Source organism: Streptomyces sp. NPDC048442 (genome assembly GCF_040651475.1).
In the GTDB taxonomy this organism is placed as follows: Bacteria; Actinomycetota; Actinomycetes; order Streptomycetales; family Streptomycetaceae; genus Streptomyces.
The window spans coordinates 194653-221436 of record NZ_JBEZKB010000013.1; the positions used below are offsets into that span (position 1 = coordinate 194653).

The window sequence follows — 26784 nt, forward strand, 5'->3', positions numbered from 1 at the left end:
CGTTCCCAACGTCCGCCCCCGCCACGATCGTTCCGGACTCCGCCGGCGTTCGGAAATATCGTTCAGGACTCCGCCGCCGTTTCGGAATCCGGAGCCCGGCCGGGGTCACTTTCCGGCCGGTCCCGCTCCCATCGGCTGCGCGGGCTTGCCACCGGCGTCCAGGAAGGACTGCGGGGGCTTCAGCCGCTGCCCCGGGTAGCCGCCCTTCTCGTACTTCAGCAGCTTCTCGGCCTTCTCCGGGTCCGTCTCGCCCTCACCGTACGAAGGGCAGAGCGTGGCGATCGGGCAGGCGCCGCAGGCGGGCTTGCGGGAGTGGCAGATCCGGCGGCCGTGGAAGACGACGCGGTGCGAGAGCATCGTCCACTCGCTCTTCGGGAAGATCTCGGCGACCACCGCCTCGACCTTCACCGGGTCCTCCTCGTCGGTCCACTTCCAGCGGCGCACCAGGCGGCCGAAATGCGTGTCGACAGTAATGCCGGGGACCCCGAAATAGTTCCCGAGGACGACGTTCGCCGTCTTGCGGCCCACTCCGGGCAGCGTCACCAGGTCCTCGATCCGGCCGGGCACCTCCCCGCCGAAGTTGTCCCGCAGTGCTGCGGACAGCCCGAGCAGGGACCTCGCCTTGGCGCGGAAGAAGCCCGTCGGCCGGATGATCTGCTCCAGCTCCTCCGGCACCGCCGCCGCCATGTCCTCGGGCGTCGGGTACCTCTCGAAGAGGGCCGGGGTGGTCTGGTTGACCCGCAGGTCGGTGGTCTGGGCGGAGAGGACCGTGGCGATCAGCAGCTGGAAGGGGTTCTCGAAGTCCAGCTCGGGATGCGCGTACGGATAGACCTCGGCAAGCTCGCGATTGATCCTGCGGGCCCGCCGGACCATCGCGAGGTGCGACTCGGGCTTGGCCGGCTTGACCGGTTTCACCGACTCCGGCTTGGCCGACTTGGTCCTGGCCGGGACCGACTCGGGCTTGACCGACTTCACCGACTCAGGCTTGGCCGACTTGGTCCTGGCCGGGACCGACTCGGGCTTGGCCGGCTTGGTCCTGGCCGGCGTCTTCCCGGCCGTTTTCACGGCTTTTTTCGTCTTCGCCACAACTTTCTCGGGCGTCTCCGCAGCCTGTTCGCCCACGGCGGAATTACGGTCTGCTGCCACCTGTCCAGCCCCCTTGACCTGCGCTCTCACCGGCTTGTTGGACACCCGTCCAGCCTAGAGGCAGGCACCGACATCCACCTTGGTCACGACCCGATGCCTACCCAATCGGCCCCCTGAAGCACGACCAGGCCCTGCGGTAAGTCATCCTTAGTGATTGATCGCACTGTTTTACCGTCCGGCATCATGGGGACCACGGTCCCCTGAGCAGGTCGACAAGGAGAGAACACGTGGACGACGTTCTGCGGCGCGCCCCGCTCTTCGCGGCGCTCGATGACGAGCAGGCCGCGGAGCTGCGCGCCTCCATGAGCGAGGTGACCCTCGCACGCGGTGACGCCCTCTTCCACGAGGGCGACCCCGGTGACCGCCTCTATGTGGTGACCGAGGGCAAGGTGAAGCTTCACCGCACCTCCCCCGACGGCCGGGAGAACATGCTGGCCGTCCTCGGCCCCGGTGAACTGATCGGCGAGCTGTCGCTGTTCGACCCGGGCCCGCGCACCGCCACCGCGACGGCCCTGACCGAGGTCAAGCTGCTGGGCCTCGGCCACGGCGACCTCCAGCCCTGGCTGAACGTACGCCCGGAGGTCGCGACCGCGCTGCTGCGCGCGGTGGCCCGCCGGCTGCGCAAGACCAACGACCAGATGTCCGACCTGGTCTTCTCCGACGTGCCCGGCCGGGTGGCCCGTGCGCTCCTGGACCTGTCGCGCCGCTTCGGCGTGCAGTCCGAAGAGGGCATCCACGTCGTGCACGACCTCACGCAGGAAGAGCTGGCCCAGCTGGTCGGCGCGTCCCGCGAGACGGTCAACAAGGCCCTCGCGGACTTCGCGGGCCGCGGCTGGCTGCGCCTGGAGGCGCGGGCCGTGATCCTGCTGGACGTGGAGCGCCTCGCGAAGCGCTCACGCTGACACGGCTTTTCCGTACGCACGAGGGCCGCTGACGGCTTCTCCCGTACGCACGACGACGGGGCGCCCCCTTTGCGGAGGGGGCGCCCCGTCGTCGTACAGAGTCGTACAGAGTCGTACAGAGTCGTAGAGGGTCGTAGAGGGTCGTAGAGGGTCGTAGAGGGTCGTTCAGAGCAGGTCGTGCACGTTCAGATCAGGCCGTGCTCGCGCAGGTACTCCAGCTGCGCCCGCACCGAGAGCTCCGCCGCCGGCCACAGGGACCGGTCCACGTCCGCGTACACCCGCGCCACCACCTCGGACGCGCTCACCTGCCCGCTCTCCACGGCCGTCTCCACCTGCGCCAGCCGGTGCGCCCGGTGCGCCAGGTAGAACTCGATCGCGCCCTGCGCGTCGTCGAGTACGGGGCCGTGCCCCGGCAGGACGAGACGCACCCCGTCGTCGACCGTCAGCGACCGCAGCCGCCGCAGCGAGTCGAGATAGTCCCCCAGCCGCCCGTCCGGGTGCGCCACCACCGTCGTGCCGCGCCCCAGGACCGTGTCCCCCGTCAGCACCGCCCGGTCGGCCGGGAGATGGAAGCTGAGGGAGTCGGCGGTGTGCCCCGGCGTGGGCACCACCCGCATTTCGAGTCCGCCGGTGGTGATGACATCACCGGCGCCCAGCCCCTCGTCCCCCAGCCGCAGCGCGGGGTCCAGCGCCCGCACCGACGTCCCGGTCAGCTCCGCGAACCGTGCGGCGCCCTCCGCGTGATCGGGGTGCCCGTGCGTCAGCAGGGTCAGCGCGACCCGCTTGCCCGCCTTCTCCGCCGTGGCGATCACCGTCCGCAGGTGTACGTCGTCCAGGGGGCCCGGGTCCACGACGACGGCCAGGTCGGAGTCCGGCTCGGAGACGATCCAGGTGTTGGTGCCGTCGAGCGTCATCGCCGACGGGTTGGGGGCGAGCACGTTGACCGCGCGCGCGGTGGCCCGCCCCGACAGCACCCCGCCCCTCGGCTGGCCCGGCAGGGCGGCCGCGTCCGTCACTGGGTGCCTCCTGCGGCGGGAGCCTCCCCAGCGTCTCCCGCCGGGATGTGCTTGGTGAACTCGTCGTGTCCCGGCCAGCTCAGCACCAGCTCGCCGTCCACGAGGCGTGCCTGGGCGAGCACGGGCGCCATGTTCTGACCGGGTGCGCCCGCCAGGACCTCCGCCACCGTCCCGTACGGCTGGAGGCGGCGCAGCGTGGAGATGGTGGGCGGCATCATCAGCAGCTCGCCCCTGTCGTATCCGGCGGCCGCTTCGGCGGGGGCGATCCACACGGTGCGGTCCGCCTCCGTGGAGGCGTTGCGGGTCCGCTGTCCGGCCGGCAGCGCGGCCACGAAGAACCAGGTGTCGTACCGCCTGGGCTCGAACTCCGGGGTGATCCAGCGTGCCCACGCGCCCAGCAGGTCGGAGCGGAGCACCAGCTTCCGCCGGTCGAGGAACTCGGCGAAGGCCAGCTCCCGGGCGACCAGGGCCCGCCGGTCCGCCTCCCAGTCCTCGCCCGTGGTGTCGTCGACCACCGTGTCCGCGGTGGGCCCGGCGAGAAGGACGCCCGCCTCCTCGAAGGTCTCGCGGACCGCCGCGCAGACCACCGCCTGGGCCGCGCCCAGGTCGTCGGGCAGGCCCAGCCGCTCGCCCCACCGGGCCAGGGAGGGCCCGGCCCAGCGCACCGACGAGTCGTCGTCCCGGGGGTCGACGCCGCCGCCCGGATACGCGTACGCGCCTCCGGCGAAAGCCATGGAGGCGCGTCTGCGCAGCATGTGTACGGACAGTCCGCCGTGGCCGCCGGCCGTGGCGCTGTCGCTCAGCAGCAGCACGGTCGCGGCCCGCTTCGGGGCCGCGGGAAGGAGCTCGCCGCTCGCCAGCGCGCGGATGCGGTCGGGCCATTCGGGCGGGTACCACTGACCATTGGACATGGCCGGATGCTACGGGCAACCGCCTCGATGTTCGAGAGGCAGTTGCGTCCTGCACGTACCCGGGGCCGAGGGGATCAGGCGCTGACGAGCTCCACCTGGATCTCGACCTCGACCGGTGCGTCCAGCGGCAGGACGGCTACGCCGACGGCGCTGCGGGCGTGCACGCCCTTGTCGCCGAGGACCTCGCCGAGCAGCTCGCTCGTACCGTTGAGCACCGCGGGCTGGCCGGTGAAGTCGGGGGCCGAGGCGACGAAGCCGACGACCTTCACGACGCGCGCGATGCGGTCCAGGTCACCGACGACGGACTTCACGGCGGCCAGGGCGTTCAGCGCGCAGATCCGTGCCAGGTCCTTGGCCTCCTCGGGGGTGACCTCCGCGCCGACCTTGCCGGTGACCGGAAGCGAGCCGTCCACCATCGGGAGCTGGCCCGCGGTGTAGACGTACACGCCGGACTGCACGGCCGGCTGGTACGCGGCGAGCGGCGGGACCACTTCCGGAAGGGTCAGGCCGAGCGAGGCGAGCTTCTCCTCGACGGCGCTCATGCGGCCTTCTCCCGCTTGAGGTAGGCCACCAGCTGCTCCGGGTTGTTCGGCCCGGGGACGACCTGGACGAGCTCCCAGCCGTCCTCGCCCCAGGTGTCCAGAATCTGCTTCGTCGCGTGCACGAGAAGGGGCACGGTCGCGTATTCCCACTTGGTCATGCGGCCGACTGTAGTCGGTGCGGGGACGACGGAAGGACGGCCTCCTGATTGGGCCGCCGGGCGACTGGTTAGGCTCGGTGCCGTGAGCAGGCTCCAGGTCGTCAGCGGCAAGGGCGGTACCGGCAAGACCACGGTCGCCGCAGCACTCGCGCTCGCCCTCGCCACCGAGGGCAAACGCACCCTCCTGGTGGAGGTCGAGGGCAGACAGGGCATCGCGCAGCTCTTCGAGACGGAAGCCCTTCCGTACGAGGAGCGCAAGATCGCTGTCGCATCGGGCGGCGGGGAGGTGTACGCCCTCGCGATCGACGCCGAACGCGCGCTCCTCGACTACCTCCAGATGTTCTACAAGCTGGGGGGCGCCGGCCGCGCGCTGAAGAAACTCGGCGCGATCGACTTCGCGACGACCATCGCACCGGGACTGCGGGACGTCCTGCTGACCGGCAAGGCCTGCGAGGCGGTCCGCCGGCGGGACAAGAAGAACGCGTACGTCTACGACTACGTGGTGATGGACGCGCCGCCGACCGGCCGCATCACCCGCTTCCTGAACGTGAACGACGAGGTCGCGGGTCTGGCGAAGTTCGGCCCGATACACAACCAGGCGCAGGCCGTGATGCGGGTGCTCAAGTCCCCCGAGACGGCAGTGCACTTCGTGACCCTCCTGGAGGAGATGCCGGTCCAGGAGACCGCCGACGGCATCGCCGAACTGCGGGCCGCCGAACTGCCCGTCGGCAAGGTCATCGTGAACATGGTCCGCCCGCACCTGGTGGACGAGGACGCCCTGCGCTCGGCGGCCGGCGAGCAGCGCACCGCGGTGGCACAGGCGCTGTCCCGGGCGGGCCTGGGCGGGGCACGCCGCGGCGGGCTCGCGGAGCGCCTGGTGGACCCGCTCCTGGAGCAGGCGGCGGAGCACGCGCAGCGGGTCGAGCTGGAGCGGGAGCAGCGGGCGGCCCTGGCCGGGCTCGGCCTGGACACGTACGAACTCCCGCTCCTCGGCGAGGGGTTGGACCTGGCCGGGCTCTACCGGCTGGCGGCGGCACTCCGCACCCACCTGGGTACGGACCGGGCAGGGAGGACGGCATGAGCACGGACAAGTCGCCGGGGACGAACACAGCACCGGGAGGCAATCCCGCGCCGGGCATGGACGCGGCCCCTGGCATGGACGCGGCCTCTGGCATGGACACGGCGCCGCTGCTGGACATCGATCCGCTGCTGGACGACCCGGCGACCCGCATCATCGTGTGCTGCGGGTCCGGCGGGGTCGGAAAGACGACGACGGCCGCCGCCCTGGGCGTACGGGCCGCGGAGCGCGGGCGGCGCGCGGTGGTGCTGACCATCGACCCCGCCCGCAGGCTCGCGCAGTCGATGGGCATCGACTCCCTCGACAACGTGCCGCGCAAGGTGAAGGGCGTCGACGACGCGGCCGGTGGCGAGCTGCACGCCATGATGCTCGACATGAAGCGCACCTTCGACGAGATCGTCGAGGCGCACGCGGACTCGGACCGGGCCCGCGCCATTCTGGAGAACCCCTTCTACCAGTCCCTGTCGGCCGGGTTCGCCGGTACGCAGGAGTACATGGCGATGGAGAAGCTCGGACAGCTCAGGTCGCGCGACGAGTGGGACCTGATCGTCGTGGACACCCCGCCGAGCCGCTCCGCACTCGACTTCCTCGACGCCCCCAAGCGCCTCGGGTCCTTCCTGGACGGGAAGTTCATCCGGGTGCTGATGGCGCCGGCGAAGGTGGGCGGCCGGGCCGGGATGAAGTTCCTCAATGTCGGCATGTCGATGATGACGGGCACGCTCAGCAAGCTGATGGGCGGCCAACTGCTGCGCGACGTCCAGACGTTCGTGGCGGCGATGGACACGATGTTCGGCGGGTTCCGGACGCGTGCGGACGCCACGTACCGGCTGCTCCAGGCGCCGGGTACGGCGTTCCTGGTGGTCGCCGCCCCGGAGCGGGACGCGCTGCGCGAGGCGGCGTACTTCGTCGAGCGGCTCGCGGCGGAGGAGATGCCGCTGGCCGGTCTCGTACTGAACCGGGTGCACGGCAGCGGCGCCCCTCAGCTGTCGGCCGAGCGGGCGCTCGCCGCCGCAGAAAATCTTGGAGAGCACGGCATTGTGGATCAGGGGGACGGGAATGCTGGAGTTCGTGGCTCCACGGCCGCCTCTTCCGAGACACCCTCTCCCGGGACGCCTTCTCCCGAGACACCCCGAACTCCCCAGCATCCGGACGCGGTCGACGGTCCGAGCACGGGCGACGGCCCGGACGCGGTCAATGGCCCGAGCGCGGTCAACGGCGTCGAGCAGTTGACCGCGGGCCTGCTGCGGCTGCATGCCGAACGCATGCAGGTCCTCGCGCGTGAACAGCGAACGCGCGACCGCTTCACGGCGCTCCACCCCGAGGTGGCAGTGACCGAGGTCGCCGCCCTTCCCGGAGACGTACACGATCTGGCCGGACTTCGGACCATCGGCGAGCGACTGGCGACCGGTCAGGCATCCCCGCCCGATCCGTCACCTTCCACGCCGTCGCCTTCGGCCTAGTCCACCGACCGACGTCATCCGCCGACCGACGATCGGCCTGCCACGCCACTCGGCCTGCTACGCCGATCGGTCTGCTACACCACTCGGCGCAGCACGCCACGATTGGGCTAGCCCACCGCGGCGTACGTCTCCTCGTAGACCTCGGCGTCTTCGAGCACCGCGGGCAGGATCCCCGCACTGCGCTCGTACTCCGTGCGCGCGGTCTCCAGGAGCCTGCGCCACGAGGTGACCGTTGGCCGCCTGCGCAGCAGTGCGCGGCGCTCCCGCTCCGTCATGCCACCCCACACGCCGAACTCGACGCGGTTGTCCAGCGCATCGGCCAGGCACTCGGTACGCACCGGACATCCGGTGCACACCGCCTTGGCCCGGTTCTGCGCTGCTCCTTGTACGAACAGTTCATCCGGATCGGTAGTGCGGCAGGCTGCCTGCGCACTCCAGTCGGTTACCCAGCCCATCCCGGCGCCGTCCTCTCCCGAATCGAGGCTCCCCCACGGCGGCAGCGGCATATTCACCGGTGCCAGTTGAGGACGTTACGGAAGGTGGGCACAGCGCAACACCCCCTTCGGGCCCAATCTTGAATGGCCCGAACGGACTATGCGTATGCGGCAGATCACCCAACGGAGTGACCTGGGGACATGCGTCACCTTCCCGACAAAGCGGGACAGTTCAGCTGGGTCGCGGCGGCCTCGGGGCCCACCGCGGGGTCTCTCGAATCGGCTCCCGCACCTTGATGCGGAACCTCACTGCTGTGACAGTTGAGAGCAGCTTAGGCCAGAGCCTTTACATGTGTCCGGCGAATGAGAACGTAGGCTTCGCCCCATGGCAAAAACGCGCTCGGGCGGGGGTCTCACACGGACCCAGCAGGCCGCCAAATTCCTCGGTGTCAGCGTGCTCTCCGGAGCCGTGCTGGCGGGCATCGCCCTGCCCGCCGCCGGAGCGCTGGGCCTCGCGGCCAAGGGAACGGTCGACGGGTTCGACACGATTCCGGCGAATCTCAAGCGCCCGCCGCTGAGCCAGCGCACCACCATCCTCGACAGCCAGGGCGGCAGGATCGCCACGGTGTACTCGCGCGACCGGACGGTGGTCCCGCTCAAGGACATCTCGCCGTACATGCAGAAGGCGATCGTCGCGATCGAGGACAACCGGTTCTACGAGCACGGCGCGGTCGACCTCAAGGGCATCCTGCGCGCGCTCAACCGGAACGTGCAGTCGGGCGGCACGGCGCAGGGCGCCTCGACCCTGACCCAGCAGTACGTGAAGAACGTCTTCGTCGAAGAGGCCGGCGACGACCCCGACAAGGTCGCCCAGGCCACCCAGCAGACCCTCGGCCGCAAGATCCGCGAACTCAAGTACGCGATCCAGGTCGAGGAGGAGCTCGGCAAGAAGAAGATCCTGGAGAACTACCTCAACATCACCTTCTTCGGGCAGCAGGCGTACGGCGTCGAGGCCGCCTCGCAGCGGTACTTCAGCAAGCACGCCAAGGACCTGAAGCTCGAAGAGGCCGCCGTGCTGGCCGGACTCGTCCAGTCGCCGACCAGGTACGACCCGGTCAACGACTCGGCGGAGGCCACCAAGCGCCGCAACATCGTGATCCAGCGGATGGCCGACATCCGCGAGATCTCGCCCGCCGAAGCGGCCAAGGCCAAGGCCGCCCCGCTGAAGCTGAAGGTCAGCAAGGCCAAGAACGGCTGCATCACCTCCGTCAACGGCGCCGGCTTCTTCTGCGACTACGTCCGCGAGATCTTCCTCAACGACCCGGTCTTCGGCAAGACGAAGGAGGACCGGGCCAAGGTCTGGAACCAGGGCGGGCTGACGGTCCGTACGACCCTGGAACCGCAGTCGCAGAAGGCGCTCCAGGCCTCGGTGAAGGAGCACGTCTACAAGTCGGACCCGGTGGCCACCGCGATGTCCATCGTCCAGCCCGGCACCGGCAAGATCCTCGCGATGGGCCAGTCCCGCCCGTACGGCTTCGAGAAGAACGAGACCCAGATCAACCTGTCCGTCGACCAGAGGATGGGCGGCGGCGCGGGCTACCAGCCGGGGTCGACCTTCAAGCCGATCGTCGCGGCGGCCGCGCTGGAGCAGGGCATCCAGCCGACCCAGCAGTACTCCTCGCCGTACAAGATGACGTACCCGAGCCCGGTGCAGACCTGCAAGGGCCCGTGGTCCGACAAGGGCGTGCCGGTGGAGAACGAGAACGACTCCGAGGTCGGCCCGTACGCCATGAAGGAAGCGACCGCGAAGTCGGTCAACACCTACTACGTGCAGCTGATCAGCCAGATCGGCATCTGCCCGGTCACCGAGATGTCCGCGAAGATGGGGCTCAAGCGGGCCGACGGCAAGCAGATGTCGCAGGTGCCGTCGATCACGCTCGGCACGCAGGAGATGTCGCCGCTGACCATGGCGTCGGCGTACGCCACGTTCGCCAGCCGGGGCACGTACTGCACCCCGGTCGCCATCGAGAACATCATCGGTCCGGACAAGAAGCCGATGCCCGTCCCGAAGTCGCAGTGTTCGCGGGCGATGGCCGAGACCACCGCGGACACCATCAACACGCTGCTGAAGGGCGTCGTCGAGGACGGCACGGGCAAGGAGGCCGGCCTCGGCGGTGGGCGGGCCAGCGCGGGCAAGACCGGTACGACGGACTTCCGGTACGCGGCCTGGTTCGTGGGCTACACCCCGAACATGGCCGGTGCGGTCTGGGTCGGCGACCCCCAGCACGCGAAGCGGATGGAGTCCATCAACATCGGCGGGCAGTACCACGAGAAGGTCTTCGGTGGTCAGGTCCCCGGCCCGATCTGGCGCGACGCGATGAGCAACGCGCTGGACGGCAAGGAGGCCCCCGGCTTCAACATCATCGACATCCCGGACCCCGAGAAGGACAAGGAAAAAGACAAGAACAAGGACAAGAACAAGGACCGGGACAAGAACCGTCCGGGCGACAACAAGCCCCCGAAAACGGACCCGGGCCAGGGCCCCGGTGGCGACAACGGTGACCACGGCGGGGGCAACGGCGACGGCGGCTGGGGCGACCTCCTGGGCGGCGACTGGCCGTAAGCCGGTGAGCCGGTAGGCGTGCCGCAGCGCAAGCAGAAGAGGAGGGGGCTCCACCCGGTGTCGGGTGGAGCCCCCTCCTCGTACAGCTACGAGCTACAGCTACGAGCGACGGCTACGAGCGACAGCCAAGAGCCGCGTACTACGAGGCCCGAGCCGCGCGGTGCGAGCCGCGCACGGCTATCCGCCGCTCAGCCCGCCAGGAGCTGCTTCACCGCGGCGGCGACCCGGCCGCCCTCGGCGCGGCCCGCGACCTTCGGGTTGACGATCTTCATGACCGCGCCCATCGCACGCGGCCCCTCGGCGCCCTGCGCCTTCGCCTCCGCGACGGCCTGCGCCACGATGGCGGTCAACTCGTCGTCGCCCAGCGGCTGCGGGAGGTACTCAGCGAGGATCTCGCCCTCGGCCTTCTCCTGCGCGGCCGACTCGGCCCGGCCGCCCTTGGCGAAAGCCTCGGCCGCCTCGCGGCGCTTCTTCGCCTCCTTGGCGATCACCTTCTCCACCTCGGCGTCGGAGAGCTCGCGGGCCTCCTTGCCGGACACCTCCTCGACCTGGACGGCGGCGAGGGTGAGCCGGAGCGTGGAGGAACGGAGTCCGTCACGCGCCCGGATCGCGGCGGTGAGGTCTTCGTGGAGCTGGGCCTTGAGCGGGGACTTGGGCGTGGTCATGGCGCAAGTGTGGCAGGTCATACGGCCCTGCCGCCCGCACATTTCCACCGGCGGCCCCGCTCGGTGCCCGGCCCCGCACCGGTCTGCGACGATGGGCGCATGCGCGCACGTTACGGAGTACCCCTGGGAATCACGGCCGTTGGCGCGGCCGGCCTCGCCTACGCAGCCGGGTTCGAAGCCCGGTCCTTCCGGCTCCGACGGGTGACGATCCCCGTCCTGCCGCCGGGCGCGAAGCCACTGCGCGTGCTCCAGGTCTCCGACATCCACATGGTGAGCGGGCAGCGCAAGAAGCAGCGCTGGCTCCAGTCCCTCGCCGGTCTGCGCCCCGACTTCGTGGTCAACACAGGCGACAACCTCTCCGACCCGGAGGGCGTGCCGGAGGTACTGGACGCGCTCGGTCCGCTCATGCAGTTCCCCGGCGTGTACGTCTTCGGCTCCAACGACTACTACGGGCCGAAGCTGCGCAACCCCGCCCGCTACCTGATCGAAAAGGTCCAGGGCAAGCACGGCCTGAACGGCAACGAGCCCGTCACCGGCGCCGTCCACAACCCGTGGGAAGGCCTCCGCGACGGCTTCGACGCCGCCGGCTGGGTCAACCTCACCAACACCCGCGGCAGCCTCAAGCTCCCCACCGCGGACGGCTTCGACCTCGCATTCACCGGCCTCGACGACCCGCACATCAAGCGCGACCGGTACGCCGAGGTCGCGGGCGGCCCGGACGCCTCCGCCGACTTCTCGATCGGCGTGGTCCACGCCCCGTACCTCCGTACCCTGGACGCCTTCACCGCCGACGGCTACCCGCTCGTCCTCGCCGGTCACACCCACGGCGGCCAGCTCTGCATCCCGTTCTACGGCGCCCTGGTCACCAACTGCGACCTGGACACCGAGCGCGTCAAGGGCCTCTCCACGCACGAGGCGGGCGGCCACCGCTCGTACCTCCACGTCTCGGCGGGCTGCGGCACCAACCGCTACACCCCGGTCCGCTTCGCGTGCCCCCCGGAGGCCACCCTCCTGACCCTGACCCCGGGCCCGGCCCCCCGCACCTGACCTCCAGGCCGGAGGCTTCCCCCTCCGCCCCATATGCTGAGGGCTTCCCCCTCCACCCCATATCCGGACGAACTGACCTACCGTGGGGATCATGACCGCCCCGACCCCCACGGGCGTGCCCGCCTCCGTTGTCGTGCCGCCCCACCGCCGCCCGTATGCCGCCGCCTTCCGCGCACTCCTGTGCGCGGCGGCCGTCACCGGCATCGTGATCGACCTGACGATCGGCGACCCCCTGCGCGTCCCGGTCTACTTCACGATCCAGTCCAACGCCCTGCTCGCACTCACCCTCGGCTGGTCCGCGGTCCGCGCCGGACAGGGCCGCCCGCCCCTCTCCCCCCGGCTGACCGGCGGCGCGCTCCTCTTCATCGTCATCACCGGCCTCGTCTACCACCTGATCCTGGCCAACGACTCCAGCGGCTTCTCCATGACCGGAGACCCCGAGCACACGATCACCGGCTGGCGCAGCGTCTCCAACCAGCTCCTCCACACCGTCACCCCGATCGGCGCGGTCCTGGACTGGCTCCTGCTCACCGCCCCCGGCGGCCTCCTCTTCCGGTACGCGGCCCAGTGGCTCCTCTACCCCGCCGCCTATCTGGCCTTCGCCCTGATCCGCGGCGCCGCCCTCGCCCCCGACGCCGAGGCCCGCTACCCGTACCCCTTCCTGGACGCCGCCCGCCACGGCTACGCCGGCATTGCCACGAATGCCCTGGTCCTCGGCCTGGTCTTCTACGCCCTCGCCCTGGCCCTGGTCGCCCTGGACCACGTCCGCCCCCGCCCACGAAGCCGCGAAAACCGGATTTCGCCTACGCGCGCCGGTGGGCTAAAGTAATCGATGTCGCCACGGCAACGCGGTGGACATCGGGGTGTAGCGCAGCTTGGCAGCGCGCTTCGTTCGGGACGAAGAGGTCGTGGGTTCAAATCCCGCCACCCCGACAGCCAAAACAGCAGGTCAGGCCCGGTACTGAGAAATCAGTACCGGGCCTGATGTGCGTGGGGATGGCGCTGCTCACGACCGAGCGGACAGCGTGGGCGTGAGCAGTTCCAGCGCTTCCTCCCAGCGGAAGCGGTCGGCTCCGCCGCCGGCCTTCGGCCGGTGCGGTTCGCAGGAGCCGATCAGGACGCCCATCTCGCGTAGCCGCGCAAGGCTCTGGCTGGTCGGAGATCCCGGCGGCCCACTTGTTGATCGTGTTGAAGGTGGCCGGCGCCACCGCGATGGCGCCGGCAGGCGGCAGCGGGCGTGGGTCGCCAGGCGCACGCCAGGCCGAGCGGATCGGGAAACCCGTCTGAGTCTCCACAGCCTCGGCGTCGATGAAGCCGAGGCCCTGCGGGGTAGCGATGACGCCCGCATCCCGATTCGCCTCCTGGGCTGCGGTGATCAGCTTGCCGACATCACCAGCGATGCCGGACGCGCACACGACGACGTACAGGAAGAGCTTCTCGGCCTGCTGGTTGGGCCGATCACTCACGCGGGGACTCCTAGTTGACGGCTGAAGCGGTGCGGTTCAGGCAGCGAGAGGTGATGTCGCGCAGCTCGGCGGCGAGGCGGTTGGGGCCGAGCTGCATCAGAGTGTGGACGGCGCTGAGACTGCGGGCCTGCTGCCAAAGGCCGCCAGTCGGCACCTGGAATGGGATGACGTCGATGCCCTGGTCGGTGAAGAGGGGCGGGTCGAGATATGTCATCCCGCCGGTCCCGCACAGATTGGCACTTTTCATCTCGTCACAACTCCCAGGTGGAACGCTCACGAGCGGCAGGCAGTCGGGATCAGCTCCCTGCGCCGGCGTCAGCGCCGCATCGGGTGATCGCAACAGGCCACAGGTTCACATGCCACCACCCCGCCAGTTGAGACACCAGGCGACCTCCACCGAGAATCGGCGCACTACCTCTCCCCAGGAGTGCAACTCCTGGCCGCGAGCGCGCAGGCGGCGGCAGCAACTCCCGCTCCGGTTAGCGTCCACCAGGCCGAGGCCGGATGAATGCTGAACAAGAGGCCACACAGCAGTGGGCCGACTGCAGCGCCCAGGGAGACGCCCATCTGACTGTGTGCCGTTGCCCGTTGCTCTTGACCGGAGTAGGGCAGGCCGATGACATAGTGCAGCAGGCCCGCCCAGCCCCAGCCTCCTCCGTAAGCGAGCAGAGCCCCTACAGCGGCTACGGTGAGCGCCGTACTTGCCAGGAGCGCCGTGCCCGCTGCACCGACCACAAACAGGCCCGTCAGCGCCACCCACGCGGCCTGAGGCACGCGACCGACCAGCCAGCCCGCAGCCAGGCGAACGGCGATGTTCAGCGCGGCGCCCGCTGTCGCCACCGCGCCGGCGACGGTCAGCGATGCGCCACGGTCCGTAAGAGCAATCACCAGGAAACCCCCCAGGCCATTGCCCACCATCGCGCCAAAGAAGCCTGCGCAACTGACTGCGATCAAAAATGCGCGTCCCCGCAGGGGAGTATTGCGCCGCCTCGTCGTCGACGCCGGGCTGACACCCGAGGGAGTACCTCGCATCAGGAGAGCACCACCGGCACCGCACAGCACTGCAGTACCGGCGAACACTGGTCGCCAGCCGGACGGACCGGCCAGCATGGGCATCGCCATACTGGCGAGGAGGGTCGCAGCTGGCACCGCAGCCTGTTTCATACCAAAGGCGAGCGCACGCAATCGCGGCGCGCATCGGCGCATCAGCAAGCCGTTGGTGTGCGGCTGGGTGTATCCGTAGGCGGCGCCTCCGAAGACCGAGCTGACCCACAGGCCCACGACAGGCATCAGCGCTGCGGAGAAGAGCCCCACACACGTGACGCACAGTGCCATGGCCAGAGTGCGTTCCCCGTTCATAGGGAGCACGGCCCGTTTGCTGACAAAAGCGCCCGAGAGAGAGGCCAGCCAGTACACGGCAAGGATGGCGCCCATGCGTACCGAACTCCACCCGAATTCAGCGGAGATCAATCCATTGGCGGCCCCCGGCAGGAAGACCGGCAACGACGTGAGGACGGTGACTGCCGCAACGCGCAATGCCGTGGACAGACCAGCCCGATCAGGGGGTGTCGAGTGTGTCTGTTCTCGACGGCCGGCAAAAGCAAGCGTGTTCACGAGACGCGTGCCTCCGCCTGTTCGGCTGGATCGGCCACCCCGCAAGCGAGAGCCGCGCGGGCCACCGCATCCGCGTCACCCAGGGTGACGGAGTCAACGCCCGGCCGCACACCCGCAGCCGTCGCCCAGTGCACGCCTTCCGTGGGGATACCGAGGGCGAATCGTCGCGGGTGTGCTCTTCCGCCCACGTCCAGGAGCCGGCTCGGCCGCTCCGTCACCGCGAGTGCCCCGGTCTCGTAGTGGCTCCCGTCCGGATTCGGAATGCGGTACGGCGCCGCCCTGCCGCTGTCGAGAAGTCCACGCAGCAGCGGGTCGGCAGTCACGCGGACATCCGCAGTCTGGATGCGAGCCTCAATGAGGGTGGTGACTTCAATCGGCGGGCCCGAGACCACCGACGACGAGACCAGGAAACCTCTGGATTCCGTCAGGGGCGTCACGCGCATTCCCGGCCCCAAGGGCTTGAGCACTCCAGCACGAATGAGTGCGGCCATCTCGGCTATCCTGCGCCTCGGGGGGCCGATGGAGAGGCCCGCGTTGAACGGCGAGTACCACCCGTCCAGTTCGTCGCGGTAGGAGTTCCCGTTGATCCCCGCGTGGTCAACGACCAGCCGGATCTCATTCCGCAGGTCACGCAATGCGTCGAGCGCCGACTTGAGTGGGTCATCGACGTTGCCGCCCTTGGCGAACTTGGCATCGCGCTCAAGATGTCCGATGAGCCAGAGCCTAAACTCTTCTGCGCTGGAGAGAGCTTGCTCATCGTAAGGACTCTCGATGGCTTCCCAGCTCCAGCGATCATTCTCAGGTACATGGTGGCACTGCAGTAGTCGCTCCTCCTCCGGGCTGCCGTCAAGAGTGAGTGGGAAGTGTCGAAGGAAGGACGCTATGGCCTCGGTCGGCACGCCGCGTCGACGCAGCAACGCGCGGTAATAGACGGTCTCGACCTCGCGGGCAATCAACGGCCATACGTCTCTGCGGAAGTGGACGTCGCCGTGTGAGGCTGCGCGTTCCCGCAAAGCGCGGATCCTCGGCGCGGTGAGCAGCACCGGCTGGTGGCGTTCACTCATGCCCTTCTGATTGTCACCCCGTGCTTGGTACGGCACCCCGCGTCGAGAGCCCGCGTGCAGAAGCGGTTCCCGGCCCGAGGCTCGGTAGTCGAGGCAGCCGTCCGCACGTTCCTCGAATGTGCCGCCGCGTCCTTGCGTGAACAGGATCAAGTAGTCGAAGAAGGTGAGCCCCAGGCCGCGCAGCGCCACTGGCTCCCCGGGGGCAATGGAGCTCAGGTCTTCGTCTGCTGGGTTGCCCGGTCCAATGCGGCGAGCGCTGTTTCGGCGGGCCAGGGCCTTGCGGGAGGACATCGTGGTCGGCAGGTGTCCCTGTGTCAGGACAACTGCGTCGAGCAGTAGGTTGTCACCGCCGGCGAGCCGCAGCACTTGACGTGCACCGCGCTCGTCCAGTGCGACCGCGGTGTCCCGGTGGACTCGTATCTTCACGTGCTGGGGCGCGGTCTCCACGGCCCGACGGAAAGCCCACTGCAGGTAGTGCCCGTACAGAGCACGTGTGGGATATGAGTTCGGCCCCAAAGTCCGCGCCTGCTCAAGCACGTCGTCTGCGTACCCCTCCGACGAGCCCATGAGGGTGAGCAGCGCCGCCCACTCGTACATGTTGGGACCCGGGACCACAGGACCGGCGCACGAGACGCTCTCGTCCGTGAACACCGTGATCTGCTCCGCGACCGTATTCATCAACAGTTGCACGGGCTGATCCGTCCGCCAGACCCGGCCGGCCCCTGCCGGGGCCGGATCGATGGTGTGTACGGTCACCGGTTCGGCACTCAAGTCCGCCGCCGCATTGGCGCATAGCCGCTCCAGCGTGATGAGCCCGCGTGGCCCCATCCCCACGATGCCGACACTGAGCTGACCGTTCAACGAAAATCCCCATCCTCTGTGCCTGATCGAGCAGCTGCCGAGCCTAGCCGTCGACAAATGCACTAATGCATCGGGCGGGAGATTCATTCGGTGGAGCCATAGAAGCCATTAATGCAGTAGCTGAATCAATTCCCCTTGCGGTCTATTTCCCACTGACACAGCCGCGTGGATAGCCTGGTGACTCAGCGAGCCGAGGAGCAGAAATGCGCGGGAGCCTCCGAGTTCGCACCTCACCTTTCACACTGCGGTGATCGTCGATACCTTTTCCGTCCGACATCTAAGGACTTCGCGTGGATAGTTTCGGCCCTGCCAAATACAAGCCTTACAACCGTTCCTCGATTCAGCGGACGCCCCACTGGGAGCGCATGCCACGTGACCTGCGCGAAGCAGTCGACGTGGTGTCCCATGTCCTCCCCTTCAGGACGAATCAGTATGTTCTCGACGAGCTAATCGATTGGGACCATATACCGGACGACCCGATTTTCCGGCTCAATTTCCCGCACGAGTCGATGCTCGCCCCTGACGACTACGCCACGTTGCGTGATGTCCTACGCTCGGGCGACAAGAAGCAACTGGCAAAGCAGATCCACGCAGTTCGTTCAAGCATGAATCCACACCCTGCCGGACAGCTCACACACAACGTGCCGGAACTGGACGGAGAAGTCGTCCCGGGAATCCAGCACAAATATGCGGAGACGGTTCTCTTCTTCCCGAGCGCCGGCCAGACGTGCCACGCGTACTGCACGTTCTGTTTCCGGTGGCCTCAGTTCGTCGGTGAAGAAGACCTTCACTTCGCGGCTCGCGACGCCTCAGGGCTGGCCGCGTACCTCAAGCGTCATCCCGAGGTAACCGATGTTTTGATCACCGGTGGCGACCCCATGATCATGAGGACGGCAAACCTCGAGCGGTACCTCGAACCGCTCCTGTCGCCTGACCTGGCCCACATCCAGAACATCAGGATCGGCACCAAGGCCGTGGGCTACTGGCCGCAGCGATTCGTCAGCGACGTGGACGCCGACGACCTGCTTCGCCTCTTCGAGCGCGTCGTCGGTGCTGGAAAGCACCTTGCGCTGATGGGCCACTACAATCACCCGGCCGAACTGCGCCCTGCCATCGCGCAGGAGGCTCTGCGGCGCATCACCGCAACGGGCGCCGTCGTCCGCATGCAGTCCCCCGTTCTCCGGCACATCAATGACGACCCCAGCGCCTGGCACGAGTTGTGGACTCAGGGTGTGAAGCTGGGCGCCATTCCGTACTACATGTTCGTCGAGCGCGACACCGGTGCTCGTGCCTACTTCGAGCTGCCGCTGGTCGAGGCGTACGACATCTTCCGGACCGCCTATGGATCTGTCTCCGGGCTCTCGCGTACGGTGCGCGGCCCCTCGATGAGCGCGTTCCCCGGCAAGGTGCTCATCGACGGCGTGCCGACGATTCGGGGCGAGAAGGTCTTCGCCCTGCAGTTCCTCCAGGCGCGTGAGGGCGGCCTCGTCCGCCGTCCCTTCTACGCAAAGTTCGACCCCCAAGCCACATGGTTCGACCAGCTCGTCCCGGCCTTCGGTGAGCCTCGGTTCTTTTTCGAGGACGAGACTGCCACCGCCGACCCCTCGGTCCTCAGCCAACCGCTTGACCTCGTAGGGGTGTGAGGGCATGTCTGAGAGCACGTTTCCGACGTACGAAGTGCTGGCACTCCGGTTCGGCACGCACGCCGACCGACCCGCCCGCGACAACTTTCTTGTCGACGAAGGCCAGTTCACCCAGGGCACGGACATGCCCATGGACTTCTATTTCTGGGTGGTCCGCAACGAGCAGCACTTCCTGCTGGTGGACACCGGATTTCCCGAGGAGATGGCGCTGCGCCGAGGGCGGACTCTCTTTCGTGACCCCGTCGACGCACTGACCGATCTCGGCGTCGCAGCAGGCGATGTCTCGGACGTCGTGATCACGCACCTGCACTACGACCACGCGGGAAACCTCGATCGGTTCCCCCACGCGCGCATTCATCTGCAGGAGGAGGAGCTCCAGTTCTGCACGGGGCCCGCGATGCGACACCACATCGTGCGCAAGCCTTTCGAGCCCGTCAACGTCCAGGCCGCAGTCCAAAGGCTGTTCGAGGGCCAATTGGTGTTGCATCGCGGAGAGGCCGAGGTTCTCCCTGGTGTGACGGTGCACTCCGTACCGGGTCACACACCGGGCACCCAAGTCGTCCGGGTTCCGACCGCGCGCGGCTGGGTGGTCCTGGCAAGCGACGCCAGTCACCTTTGGGCAAACATTCGTCTGCGCAGCCCCTTTCCGATCCTCGACCAGCTCACGCCAATGTTGGACGGGTACGACAAGATCGAGGCACTGGCGGACGGCGACGACCACATCATCCCCGGACATGATCCGCAGGTGGCGCAGCGCTTCCCACGGCTCAGCGGCGCGGACGACTGGGTCTGCCTCCACGAACCTGCACTGGACAGCATCGAGACCGCCGCAGCCGTGCACGTGGCCGCGCGATGAAGGCCTTCCAGGTGGCCGTGATCGGCATGGGGCCACGTGGGCTGAGTATCCTGCAGCGGATCTCCGAGCTCGCCGGTCAACTGCCCCCTGGCACCGACTTGGACGTGCATCTCATCGATCCGGGCGACGGGGGCCAGGGCGTCCACTCCACGCGTCAGCCGGCACATCTGCTGACCAACACCGTAGCCAGCCAGGTGACGATGTTCGCCGGCGGCCAGGGGCCCTCGTTCACAGAATGGGCGGCGGGCAGCGGCTACCGAGAGTTCCATACCGAGTTCCACCGCACCGGCGGGGACGGGGGCGAGCCAGTAGGAGAACATGCGTATCTGCCACGGCAGATCCTCGGCTCATACCTCAGTGAGGTCTTCGATCGGACAGTGCGATCCGCACCGTCTCAGGTCCGCGTGATCCACCACCGCGACCGGGCTCTGGACATCGAAGCGCGGGACGACGAGAGCTTCGCCGTCCATCTTGCGAAGGGATTCATCCTCTCGATCGACTACGTTTTCCTGGCTACGGGGCACTGCGAGCGGACTCCGACCGAAGAGGACCGTGCATACGAGGAGTTCGCCGGTCAGTACGCCGACCGAAACCCTCGGCTCGTCTACTGCCCCACCCCCTACCCGGTTGACCGGCTCCAGGAGATCGCCCCTGGCTCTTCCGTAGCCGTCCAGGGGTTCGGGCTGACCGCACACGATGTCATCTCCGAACTCACCGTCGGCCGCGGTGGTCAGTTCCGCGGCGCCGGCTCGGGGACGGAGTACCTCCCGTCGGGGCGAGAGCCGCAGATCCACCTGTTCTCCCGTCAATGTCTGCCGTTCGCCGCGCGGGGGGTGAACCAGAAGGGGCTCACCGGCGGACACCGCGCGCAGTTCTTCACCAAGGAAGCCGTGCGGCTCCTGCAGGAGAAAGCCACCCATCACCGGAGCAGCCCCCAACTCGACTTCGAGGAGGAGGTCCTGCCGCTCCTGCTGAAGGAAATGGCGTACGCCTACCGATCGGCAGAGGAGGGCGGCTCAGCTTCTCCCGAGGAGTACGAGGTCACCTCAACCGACCGGCGCCTTATCGAGGAGATCATCGACCCATTGCGTGGGCGGGAGTTCAAGAACCAGCACGCCTTCAGAGAGTTCTTCCTCGACTACGTCGAGAGTGACCTGATGCATGCGGAGCTCGGCAACATGACGAGTCCCGTAAAGGCTGCTACCGACGTTATCCGCGATACCCGCGCAAGCCTGCGCGAGGCCGTGGAGTTCTCACGGCTCACCCCCGCCTCCCATGCGACGTTCAACACGACGTACGTCCCGGTCATGAACAGGGTTTCGTTCGGCCCGCCCCGGCACCGCAACCACCAGCTCCTCGCACTGTTCCGGGCAGGGGTCGTGGACCTGGCCGGGGGGCCGGGGAGCCGGGTGAGCCTGGACCGGGACGCGGCGCGGTTCGCGATCCGGACCGAATACCCGGACGGGGTAGCCACCTGCCACGCCGACGCGCTGGTCATTGCGCGGCTTGACGCGTGCCACCCCGAGCGCGACAGATCACCACTGACCGCGAACCTGCTCCGCCGCGGCCTCATCCGCCCCTACACCAACGGCACGTTCAAGCCAGGCGGCTTGGACATCGATGAGCGGGGCCGGCCGATCACGGCAGCCAACGAGCCGCTTCGTACTGCATGGGCAGTGGGCTATCCCGTCGAGGGCCCGAGGTTCTACACCCATGCATTGCCCCGGCAGGGAATGCCCTCACAATTCAGCACCGATGCCGATGTCTCCGTGCGGGACATGATCGCCCATATACGACAGGCAAGCACTGCCACCTCGGAGGAGCAGCATGCCAATTCAGACCGGAAATCAGTTTCCCTACCCTGAATTCCGTAAACGCCACGCACGGGTTGAACAGAGTCCCATCGTCTGGAACTGGGGTTTCTTGGCCAAAGAAATCGAAGCGGCTGAGCACACTCCATACGGCACGCTGACCCTGGCCACCCCCGACGGCAACCACGAAGTTGTCCCGGGAACTTCCATGACTTTTCAATCTGTCCGTCCCGGCGAGCGTACTACCCCTCACTCGCACTCCTGGTGGCACCTCTACTTCGTACGGGCCGGATCGGGCACCGTGGTATTCGAAAAGTCCAGGGAATCGGTCGAGTTGAGCACGGACGACATCATGCTCATACCGGCTTGGCAGGTGCATTACTTCGAGAATCAGGAAGATTCAGGGGACTTGCTCCTTCTCAATATGTCGAACCTGCCCCAACTGGCCGCCCTGCACAACAACTTCTCAAAAGAGCACGCGTAATCACAACCGAGAAAATAGGAGGCGAAATGTTCCAGAGGATTGATCACATCGGTGTGGTCGTCGACAACATCACCGCAGCAAGGGCGCTCCTGGAAAGCCTTGGAATGCAACTGGAGCGGGCACAGGAGGTTCCCGAAAGGAACGTGAAGATCGCGTTCTACCACTGCGGAGACGGCCGCATCGAGCTCATCGAGCCCACCACCGAGGAAGCCCGCCGCAACCGACTCGGGGAGGGAAACCAGGCCCGGTTGGAACACATAGGTGTCGAGGTCGACGACGTGCCCCAGATTATGAAGGCGGTCCAGCAACTCGGCATCGAGCTCACCACGAGCGCACCCGTCCCCGTCGGCCCGAACCTCAACGCTTGGACCCAGCCCGAGTCCTCCAACGGGATCCAGTTCCAGCTGGTTCAGCGGGACGCCGTCTAAGCGCCTGTCCCTGTAGTTCCCAGTCACAGTCAGGTGGGTTTCTTGAAGACGTCTGTTTCAACTGAGCCGGCGCGGGCCGAGAGGCGGCAGGCCCTCGCCGTCAGGAGGCCGGGCTGGCTACTGGTCTGTCTGCTCGGCGGGATGTTCCTCGGGAACGTCGACATTGCGGTGGTGAACGTCGCGATCCCATCCATCCGCGATCACCTGCACGCAACGAGTGGCGAACTGGAACTCATTGTTTCGGGGTACACCCTCGCGTACGCGGTTCTGCTGATCACCGGAGCCAGGATCGGCGAGATCCGCGGACGGCGGTGGACGTACCTGCTCGGACTCTCCGTCTTCACAGTGTCGTCACTCGCCTGCGGTCTCGCGCCCACCAGCACCGCCCTGGTCGGCGCACGTGTCGTACAGGGACTTGGCGCGGCTCTGATGGTCGCGCAGGTCCTGACGGGCATCCAAGTGCACTTCAAGGACGGCGCGCGCCGACGGGCCCTAGGGGCGTACACCGGTGTCCTCGGGGTGAGTTCAGTCGTCGGTCAGGCGCTGGGCGGCGTCCTCGTGTCAGCGGACATTCTCGGCTCGGGGTGGCGGCCTATTTTCCTGATCAATGTGCCGATCGGTGTCGTCTTGCTGATCGCCTCGTTCGTCTTCCTCCCGGACGACGTGATTTCGCGGCAGAAGACGCTGGATATGCGCGGCGTCGGACTTCTCTCGCTCGGGCTGCTTCTGCTGGTGACGCCACTGGTGCTCGGTCAGGATGCTGGGTGGCCCTTGTGGACATGGCTGTGCCTCGGCGGGTCCCTGCCGGTGTTTGTCCTCTTCGCCAAGGTGGAGCGGGGCATAGCACGGCGTGCGGGCGACCCACTGATGAATGTCTCACTGCTTGCCCGCAGGCAGGTCTCCCTGGTGCTCGTCTCCCAGGCCGTGACCCGGGCAAACTACTTCGCGATCCTGTTTGTCCTCGCGCTCTATCTGCAGCAAGGGCTCGGTAAGAGCCCGGTCTACTCGGGCCTCCTCCCCATTGCGTGGGTGGCGACATTCGCGATGGTCGGTCCGGCTCTCGGCCGGATGGGAGCCCGTGCCCGGAGGCTCGCGGCACCGGTGGGCGGCCTGCTGATGGCGATCTGCTTCGCAGCAGTGGCGGCCGGCGCCCAGAGCACTGCTTGGCTCATCCTGCTCCTCGGCATCGGCGGTGTCGGCTACGGCGCCGCGTTCAGCGGATCCCTGGCCCGTCTGACCGATTCCGTCGAAGCCGAGTACGCGCCTGACGTGAGCGGCCTGTTCAACACGACGTTGCAGGTCGGCGGCACCCTCGGCGTGGCCGTCTTCGGGACCGTCTACTTGGACCTCGTCACGCGCAGTGGGGCACCGAAGGCTGCCTTCACCACCACCAACACCATCCTGGCCGCGGTATCGATCGCCGCCTCAGCGCTGATCCTGCTCGCCGGTAAGCCCGAAACAACCAACCCACACCACGCATGACCACGAAGGAGAACGCCATGGACGTCATCCGTCACCCCGGAGACGCAACCCACGGACCCGAGGACCGGTTCTTGGGCGATGTCTGGCTTTGGCCCCAGATCGGCGCCACCGCCAACACCGAGGTACGCAACGTGCTGTTCACACCCGGCTCTCACAGCGCTTGGCACCGGCACCCTGCAGGGCAGGTGCTGCACGTTACCGAAGGCGTGGGCTATGTACAGGCCCGTGGCGCCGAACGCCAGGAGATCAGGGCCGGTGACACGGTGGTCTGCCACCCCGGCGAGGAGCACTGGCACGGCGCGACTCCGGGCACATTCATGACGCACATCGCGGTCACGGACGGCCCTACGGAGTGGAAGGAACACGTAACGGACGAGGAGTACCGGGGCTGACCACAACCCCGCGAGGGCCGGGAGCCCCAAGGAGAGCGTCGTACTGAGGAGCTCCGGGCCTGCCCCGGGGCTCTTCGTCGGGAGAGGCGAAGGTGGGCGCGGGTGGGTTCGGCATCGTGGAGTCGAGGGCGCCCAGGAGCTGAGAGCACTTTCGCGGCACTGCATATGCTGCTGTCCATGAGTATCGAGCTACATCACCTCCGCGGGTTTCTGGCCCTGGCGGAGGAGAAGCACTTCACCCGGGCAGCGAAGCGGATGAACGTGTCCCAGCCGACTCTCAGCCGTAACATTCAGCGCCTCGAAGAGTTGCTCGGCCGCCGTCTACTGGAACGGACCACCCGCCAGGTCCATCTCACGCCAGACGGCGAGAGCCTCCACGAACAACTCCGCTTCCTCATACCCAGGTTGGAAGCAGTACTGCGTCCCGAAGCCGGCGACGACACGTTCCGAGTCGGATTCGCCTGGGGCTTCCCCACAGACTGGCCGCAAGAAGTAATCGCGGGCTTCGAGGAAGAGACCGGCACCTCCGTACGCGTGCACCGACACGATGCCCAACTCGCCGGAGTCGATAGCGGTGATACCGACCTTGCGATCCTGCGGGGCCGGATAGTAGCCCCCGACGTGGAGATCGTCCCCCTGCTGCACGAACGCAGAGTGGCGGCGGTCTCCACGCGATCCGATCTCGCCGGGCGCGAGGAGATCGGCTGGCAGGAGATCGCCAACCTTGGCCTGGTCATCAACGAGGTGAGCGGCACGACCGATTTGACCGATTGGCCTGCGGACAACCAACCCACAGTGTCTGCCGTCTGCCGCAATTTCGATGAATGGCTGGAGGCCGTTGCCGCAAACAAAGGGGTAGGGGTGGTCCCCGAGTTCGTCGGCCGGCAGCACATCCATTCCTTCGTCTCTTTCCTCACCATCCCCGACGCGCCACGCGTCCCCCTCAACCTTGTCTACTCACGGCACGGCGCGCACCCTCTGATCTCTCGTTTTGTCGCCATGGCGCAGGCCGCCGTCGGGGAAGGGTCCAGTACGTCCGCAGAGCGTTGACGGGCGCCTCGGCATCTGAACGAGCAGCGGTTCTGGGAGCCATCGGGGAGTCCAATCCAGGGTCCGGCTCCCGAGCGGCGACTCCGCGCTCACTCAGTCGGAATCGCACCCCACAGCTTGTGCCCAGGAGGTGCCAGCCGGTACGAAACCGCCATGCATCCATGGTCACCGCTGAACGACCGCCAACTCGCACTCCTGACCCGCATCGGTGACGGGTCCACGCCCGTCACCTCCGACAACCCCGAGCTGGCCGTCACCGCCCGGGCGCTCAAGGCGCGCGGTCTGATCACCATGCCCCGGCAGGGCGGGAAGTGGCAGGCACAGATCGCCGAGGCCGGGCGCTTCTATCTGGAGAACGGTCACCATCCGGACCGGCCGGATCCGACACCACGCAAGCAGCAGGCGACGCCTTCGCCGCCCCAGCAGCGATCCTTGGTCGAGTCCAAGCCGAAGCCGGCACCTCGGCGCAGCGCGAAGCCCCCTCGGTCATCGCCTGCGGAAGTCGGCGCCGCGTTGATCTCTGAGGTCCAGCAAGCAGGACGGTTCCTCCGGATCCCGGACCTCAGCGAGGCGGAGCGTGCTCGCTACCGTCGGGCGTTCGACGCGGCACGGCAGCGCGCGCCCGAGGGCTACCACCTGAAGTACAGCGGGCGGGCAAAGGGGGACTTCTTCCTCGGGCTGCTCAGGGTGAGCGGGGAGGACGACACCGAGTGGAACCGGATCCGGCTGGCCCGCAGCCGCGTGATCACCGATGTTGAGGACGTGCTCGTCACCGTCGCAGCAAACCACAGCGCGTTCGAGATCTCGGCGCATCCGACGGCTGGAGCAACGCGTGACAGAACTTGAGAAACAACTGGATGACGCCCAACGCGTGTATGAAGTCGCCGGCGATCAGGTGGTGGATGTCGGCGGGTATGCCTACCGCTGGTGCGGAAGCGAGCCGCTCAAGATCGGTGATCGAGTGCTGCTTCCCGAGAACTATTTGAGCCGGTTGCGCAACGGCCCCGGTCCCATGCTGGGCGTGGTGAGAAAACTCGGCACTACATATCGGGGACCGCTTGCCGACATCGTCAGGCGAGCGCCGGCGACAGTCGACTAAAAGTTGTTGCACAAGGGTGGGTGCGGGGTCCCACCAGAGTCCGTCGCTCAGGTTCGAACGGAGGCAGACAGACGACGCATGGGTGAGCCGGCAGGTCGAACTCGAAGGGCCTGCGCTGCGCCCCGTCGTGGCCGCGGCACCCGAAGACTGACATGCCAATGGCCTCCAGGCGGCACTGGAGCAGCTCCCGCCCGAAAGGGACGCCAGCCTGTTCAGAGCACCATCCAGCAGAGAGAGCGAGCGCCATGGCCGCATGCAAACTTGCTCACGCAATGGCCCGCAGGAACAACACCGCACTCCGAGAACACATGGGTCTGGGAGAAACCTAGGAGATGATCTTCCGTCTGAAGATCCCCCAGGCCACCGGAGACCAGCCGGTTCAAATCCCGCCACCCCGACAGCTGAAACACCAGGCCTGATTTGCGTTGCGGGGCGCCGCACGCACGCGTCGCGTTGTTCGCTACCGGTCCTTACTTGCGGGGGCCCGATCCGCGACGGCCACCGTTCTGACAACATCATCTTCTTCGCCGACCTCGTGAAGTAGGGGTGGGC

Annotated in this window: 26 protein-coding genes, 1 tRNA gene and 1 pseudogene; 17 read left to right on the forward strand and 11 right to left on the reverse strand. The window is 67.6% G+C overall.

The annotated features are described in order from the left end of the window. Positions 1-105: 105 nt before the first annotated feature. A complete protein-coding gene (gene nth / locus AB0D18_RS21285) occupies positions 106-915 on the reverse strand; it encodes an endonuclease III (protein ID WP_362420722.1) in 810 nt (269 codons plus the stop codon). Between the two features lie 458 nt (positions 916-1373). Between nth and AB0D18_RS21290 the strand changes: the two genes are divergently transcribed. Continuing rightward, complete coding sequence (locus AB0D18_RS21290; protein WP_123460131.1) at positions 1374-2048, forward strand: Crp/Fnr family transcriptional regulator; 675 nt, start codon at positions 1374-1376, stop codon at positions 2046-2048. Positions 2049-2233: 185 nt separating this feature from the next. Here AB0D18_RS21290 and AB0D18_RS21295 read toward each other — a convergent pair whose 3' ends face one another. From AB0D18_RS21295 to AB0D18_RS21310, 4 genes are all read right to left on the reverse strand, one after another. Then, positions 2234-3064 (reverse strand): MBL fold metallo-hydrolase, encoded by an 831-nt coding sequence (locus AB0D18_RS21295; protein ID WP_362420627.1) that lies wholly within the window; start codon positions 3062-3064, stop codon positions 2234-2236. After that, positions 3061-3975 (reverse strand): NUDIX hydrolase, encoded by a 915-nt coding sequence (locus tag AB0D18_RS21300; RefSeq protein ID WP_362420630.1) that lies wholly within the window; start codon positions 3973-3975, stop codon positions 3061-3063. The genes AB0D18_RS21295 and AB0D18_RS21300 overlap by 4 nt, the downstream gene beginning before the upstream one ends. A 74-nt stretch (positions 3976-4049) precedes the next feature. Further along, positions 4050-4517: a RidA family protein gene (locus tag AB0D18_RS21305; protein ID WP_362420633.1), complete on the reverse strand. Its 468-nt coding sequence runs from the start codon at positions 4515-4517 to the stop codon at positions 4050-4052. After that, positions 4514-4675 carry a DUF4177 domain-containing protein gene (locus AB0D18_RS21310; RefSeq protein WP_014178397.1) on the reverse strand — a complete coding sequence of 54 codons (162 nt, stop codon included), beginning with the start codon at positions 4673-4675 and terminating at the stop codon, positions 4514-4516. Before AB0D18_RS21310 ends, AB0D18_RS21305 begins: the two co-directional genes overlap by 4 nt. Positions 4676-4757: 82 nt before the next feature. Here AB0D18_RS21310 and AB0D18_RS21315 point away from each other — a divergent pair, with 82 nt between their 5' ends. Together AB0D18_RS21315 and AB0D18_RS21320 are read left to right on the forward strand one after the other, a co-directional pair. Further along, complete coding sequence (locus AB0D18_RS21315; protein ID WP_362420637.1) at positions 4758-5756, forward strand: ArsA-related P-loop ATPase; 999 nt, start codon at positions 4758-4760, stop codon at positions 5754-5756. 74 nt (positions 5757-5830) lie between these two features. Then, the gene (locus tag AB0D18_RS21320) at positions 5831-7213 is read left to right on the forward strand and encodes an ArsA family ATPase (protein ID WP_362420725.1); all 1383 of its coding nucleotides are present in this window, start codon (positions 5831-5833) and stop codon (positions 7211-7213) included. A gap of 107 nt (positions 7214-7320) precedes the next feature. On the opposite strand, the gene AB0D18_RS21325 is transcribed toward AB0D18_RS21320, so the two are convergent. Then, positions 7321-7668 (reverse strand): WhiB family transcriptional regulator, encoded by a 348-nt coding sequence (locus tag AB0D18_RS21325; RefSeq protein ID WP_362420640.1) that lies wholly within the window; start codon positions 7666-7668, stop codon positions 7321-7323. Between the two features lie 364 nt (positions 7669-8032). Between AB0D18_RS21325 and AB0D18_RS21330 the strand changes: the two genes are divergently transcribed. After that, a complete protein-coding gene (locus AB0D18_RS21330; protein ID WP_362420642.1) occupies positions 8033-10270 on the forward strand; it encodes a transglycosylase domain-containing protein in 2238 nt (745 codons plus the stop codon). A gap of 188 nt (positions 10271-10458) precedes the next feature. Here the strand turns inward: AB0D18_RS21330 and AB0D18_RS21335 are convergent, their stop codons facing one another. Continuing rightward, positions 10459-10935, reverse strand: a complete 477-nt coding sequence (locus AB0D18_RS21335) for a GatB/YqeY domain-containing protein (RefSeq protein WP_362420645.1) — start codon at positions 10933-10935, stop codon at positions 10459-10461. Between the two features lie 99 nt (positions 10936-11034). Here AB0D18_RS21335 and AB0D18_RS21340 point away from each other — a divergent pair, with 99 nt between their 5' ends. The 3 genes from AB0D18_RS21340 (at position 11035) to AB0D18_RS21350 (ending at position 12915) form a co-directional block, all read left to right on the forward strand. After that, positions 11035-11982: a metallophosphoesterase gene (locus AB0D18_RS21340; RefSeq protein WP_362420648.1), complete on the forward strand. Its 948-nt coding sequence runs from the start codon at positions 11035-11037 to the stop codon at positions 11980-11982. Positions 11983-12073: 91 nt separating this feature from the next. After that, positions 12074-12811 (forward strand): Pr6Pr family membrane protein, encoded by a 738-nt coding sequence (locus AB0D18_RS21345; protein WP_362420651.1) that lies wholly within the window; start codon positions 12074-12076, stop codon positions 12809-12811. A gap of 30 nt (positions 12812-12841) precedes the next feature. Further along, positions 12842-12915: transfer RNA gene (locus AB0D18_RS21350), tRNA-Pro, on the forward strand. Between the two features lie 73 nt (positions 12916-12988). Here the strand turns inward: AB0D18_RS21350 and AB0D18_RS21355 are convergent. From AB0D18_RS21355 to AB0D18_RS21370, 4 genes and pseudogenes are all read right to left on the reverse strand, one after another. Continuing rightward, positions 12989-13448 (reverse strand): annotated as a pseudogene (locus AB0D18_RS21355) (flavoprotein). A gap of 10 nt (positions 13449-13458) precedes the next feature. Next, the gene (locus AB0D18_RS21360; RefSeq protein WP_362420654.1) at positions 13459-13662 is read right to left on the reverse strand and encodes a hypothetical protein; all 204 of its coding nucleotides are present in this window, start codon (positions 13660-13662) and stop codon (positions 13459-13461) included. Positions 13663-13859: 197 nt separating this feature from the next. After that, a complete protein-coding gene (locus AB0D18_RS21365) occupies positions 13860-15062 on the reverse strand; it encodes an MFS transporter (protein ID WP_362420657.1) in 1203 nt (400 codons plus the stop codon). Then, positions 15059-16987 (reverse strand): FAD/NAD(P)-binding protein, encoded by a 1929-nt coding sequence (locus AB0D18_RS21370; RefSeq protein ID WP_362420660.1) that lies wholly within the window; start codon positions 16985-16987, stop codon positions 15059-15061. Before AB0D18_RS21370 ends, AB0D18_RS21365 begins: the two co-directional genes overlap by 4 nt. A gap of 290 nt (positions 16988-17277) precedes the next feature. Here AB0D18_RS21370 and AB0D18_RS21375 point away from each other — a divergent pair, with 290 nt between their 5' ends. The 10 genes from AB0D18_RS21375 (at position 17278) to AB0D18_RS21420 (ending at position 26232) form a co-directional block, all read left to right on the forward strand. Then, on the forward strand, positions 17278-18630 hold the full coding sequence (locus tag AB0D18_RS21375) for a lysine 2,3-aminomutase (RefSeq protein ID WP_362420663.1): 1353 nt from the start codon (positions 17278-17280) through the stop codon (positions 18628-18630). A 4-nt stretch (positions 18631-18634) separates the two neighbouring features. Continuing rightward, the gene (locus AB0D18_RS21380; RefSeq protein WP_362420666.1) at positions 18635-19486 is read left to right on the forward strand and encodes an N-acyl homoserine lactonase family protein; all 852 of its coding nucleotides are present in this window, start codon (positions 18635-18637) and stop codon (positions 19484-19486) included. Next, positions 19483-21351 (forward strand): FAD/NAD(P)-binding protein, encoded by a 1869-nt coding sequence (locus AB0D18_RS21385; protein WP_362420669.1) that lies wholly within the window; start codon positions 19483-19485, stop codon positions 21349-21351. The genes AB0D18_RS21380 and AB0D18_RS21385 overlap by 4 nt, the downstream gene beginning before the upstream one ends. Next, positions 21314-21781, forward strand: a complete 468-nt coding sequence (locus AB0D18_RS21390; protein WP_362420672.1) for a cupin domain-containing protein — start codon at positions 21314-21316, stop codon at positions 21779-21781. The genes AB0D18_RS21385 and AB0D18_RS21390 overlap by 38 nt, the downstream gene beginning before the upstream one ends. Before the next feature lie 26 nt (positions 21782-21807). Then, positions 21808-22209 carry a VOC family protein gene (locus AB0D18_RS21395; protein WP_362420675.1) on the forward strand — a complete coding sequence of 134 codons (402 nt, stop codon included), beginning with the start codon at positions 21808-21810 and terminating at the stop codon, positions 22207-22209. Between the two features lie 42 nt (positions 22210-22251). After that, positions 22252-23691 carry an MFS transporter gene (locus tag AB0D18_RS21400; RefSeq protein ID WP_362420678.1) on the forward strand — a complete coding sequence of 480 codons (1440 nt, stop codon included), beginning with the start codon at positions 22252-22254 and terminating at the stop codon, positions 23689-23691. Beyond that, positions 23688-24083, forward strand: coding sequence for a cupin domain-containing protein (locus tag AB0D18_RS21405; RefSeq protein ID WP_362420681.1), 396 nt, complete (start codon positions 23688-23690; stop codon positions 24081-24083). Before AB0D18_RS21400 ends, AB0D18_RS21405 begins: the two co-directional genes overlap by 4 nt. A gap of 177 nt (positions 24084-24260) precedes the next feature. Then, positions 24261-25133: a LysR family transcriptional regulator gene (locus AB0D18_RS21410; protein WP_362420684.1), complete on the forward strand. Its 873-nt coding sequence runs from the start codon at positions 24261-24263 to the stop codon at positions 25131-25133. Between the two features lie 153 nt (positions 25134-25286). Continuing rightward, positions 25287-25979, forward strand: coding sequence for a hypothetical protein (locus AB0D18_RS21415; RefSeq protein ID WP_362420686.1), 693 nt, complete (start codon positions 25287-25289; stop codon positions 25977-25979). Beyond that, positions 25966-26232 (forward strand): hypothetical protein, encoded by a 267-nt coding sequence (locus AB0D18_RS21420; protein ID WP_362420689.1) that lies wholly within the window; start codon positions 25966-25968, stop codon positions 26230-26232. The genes AB0D18_RS21415 and AB0D18_RS21420 overlap by 14 nt, the downstream gene beginning before the upstream one ends. Positions 26233-26784 lie beyond the last annotated feature (552 nt).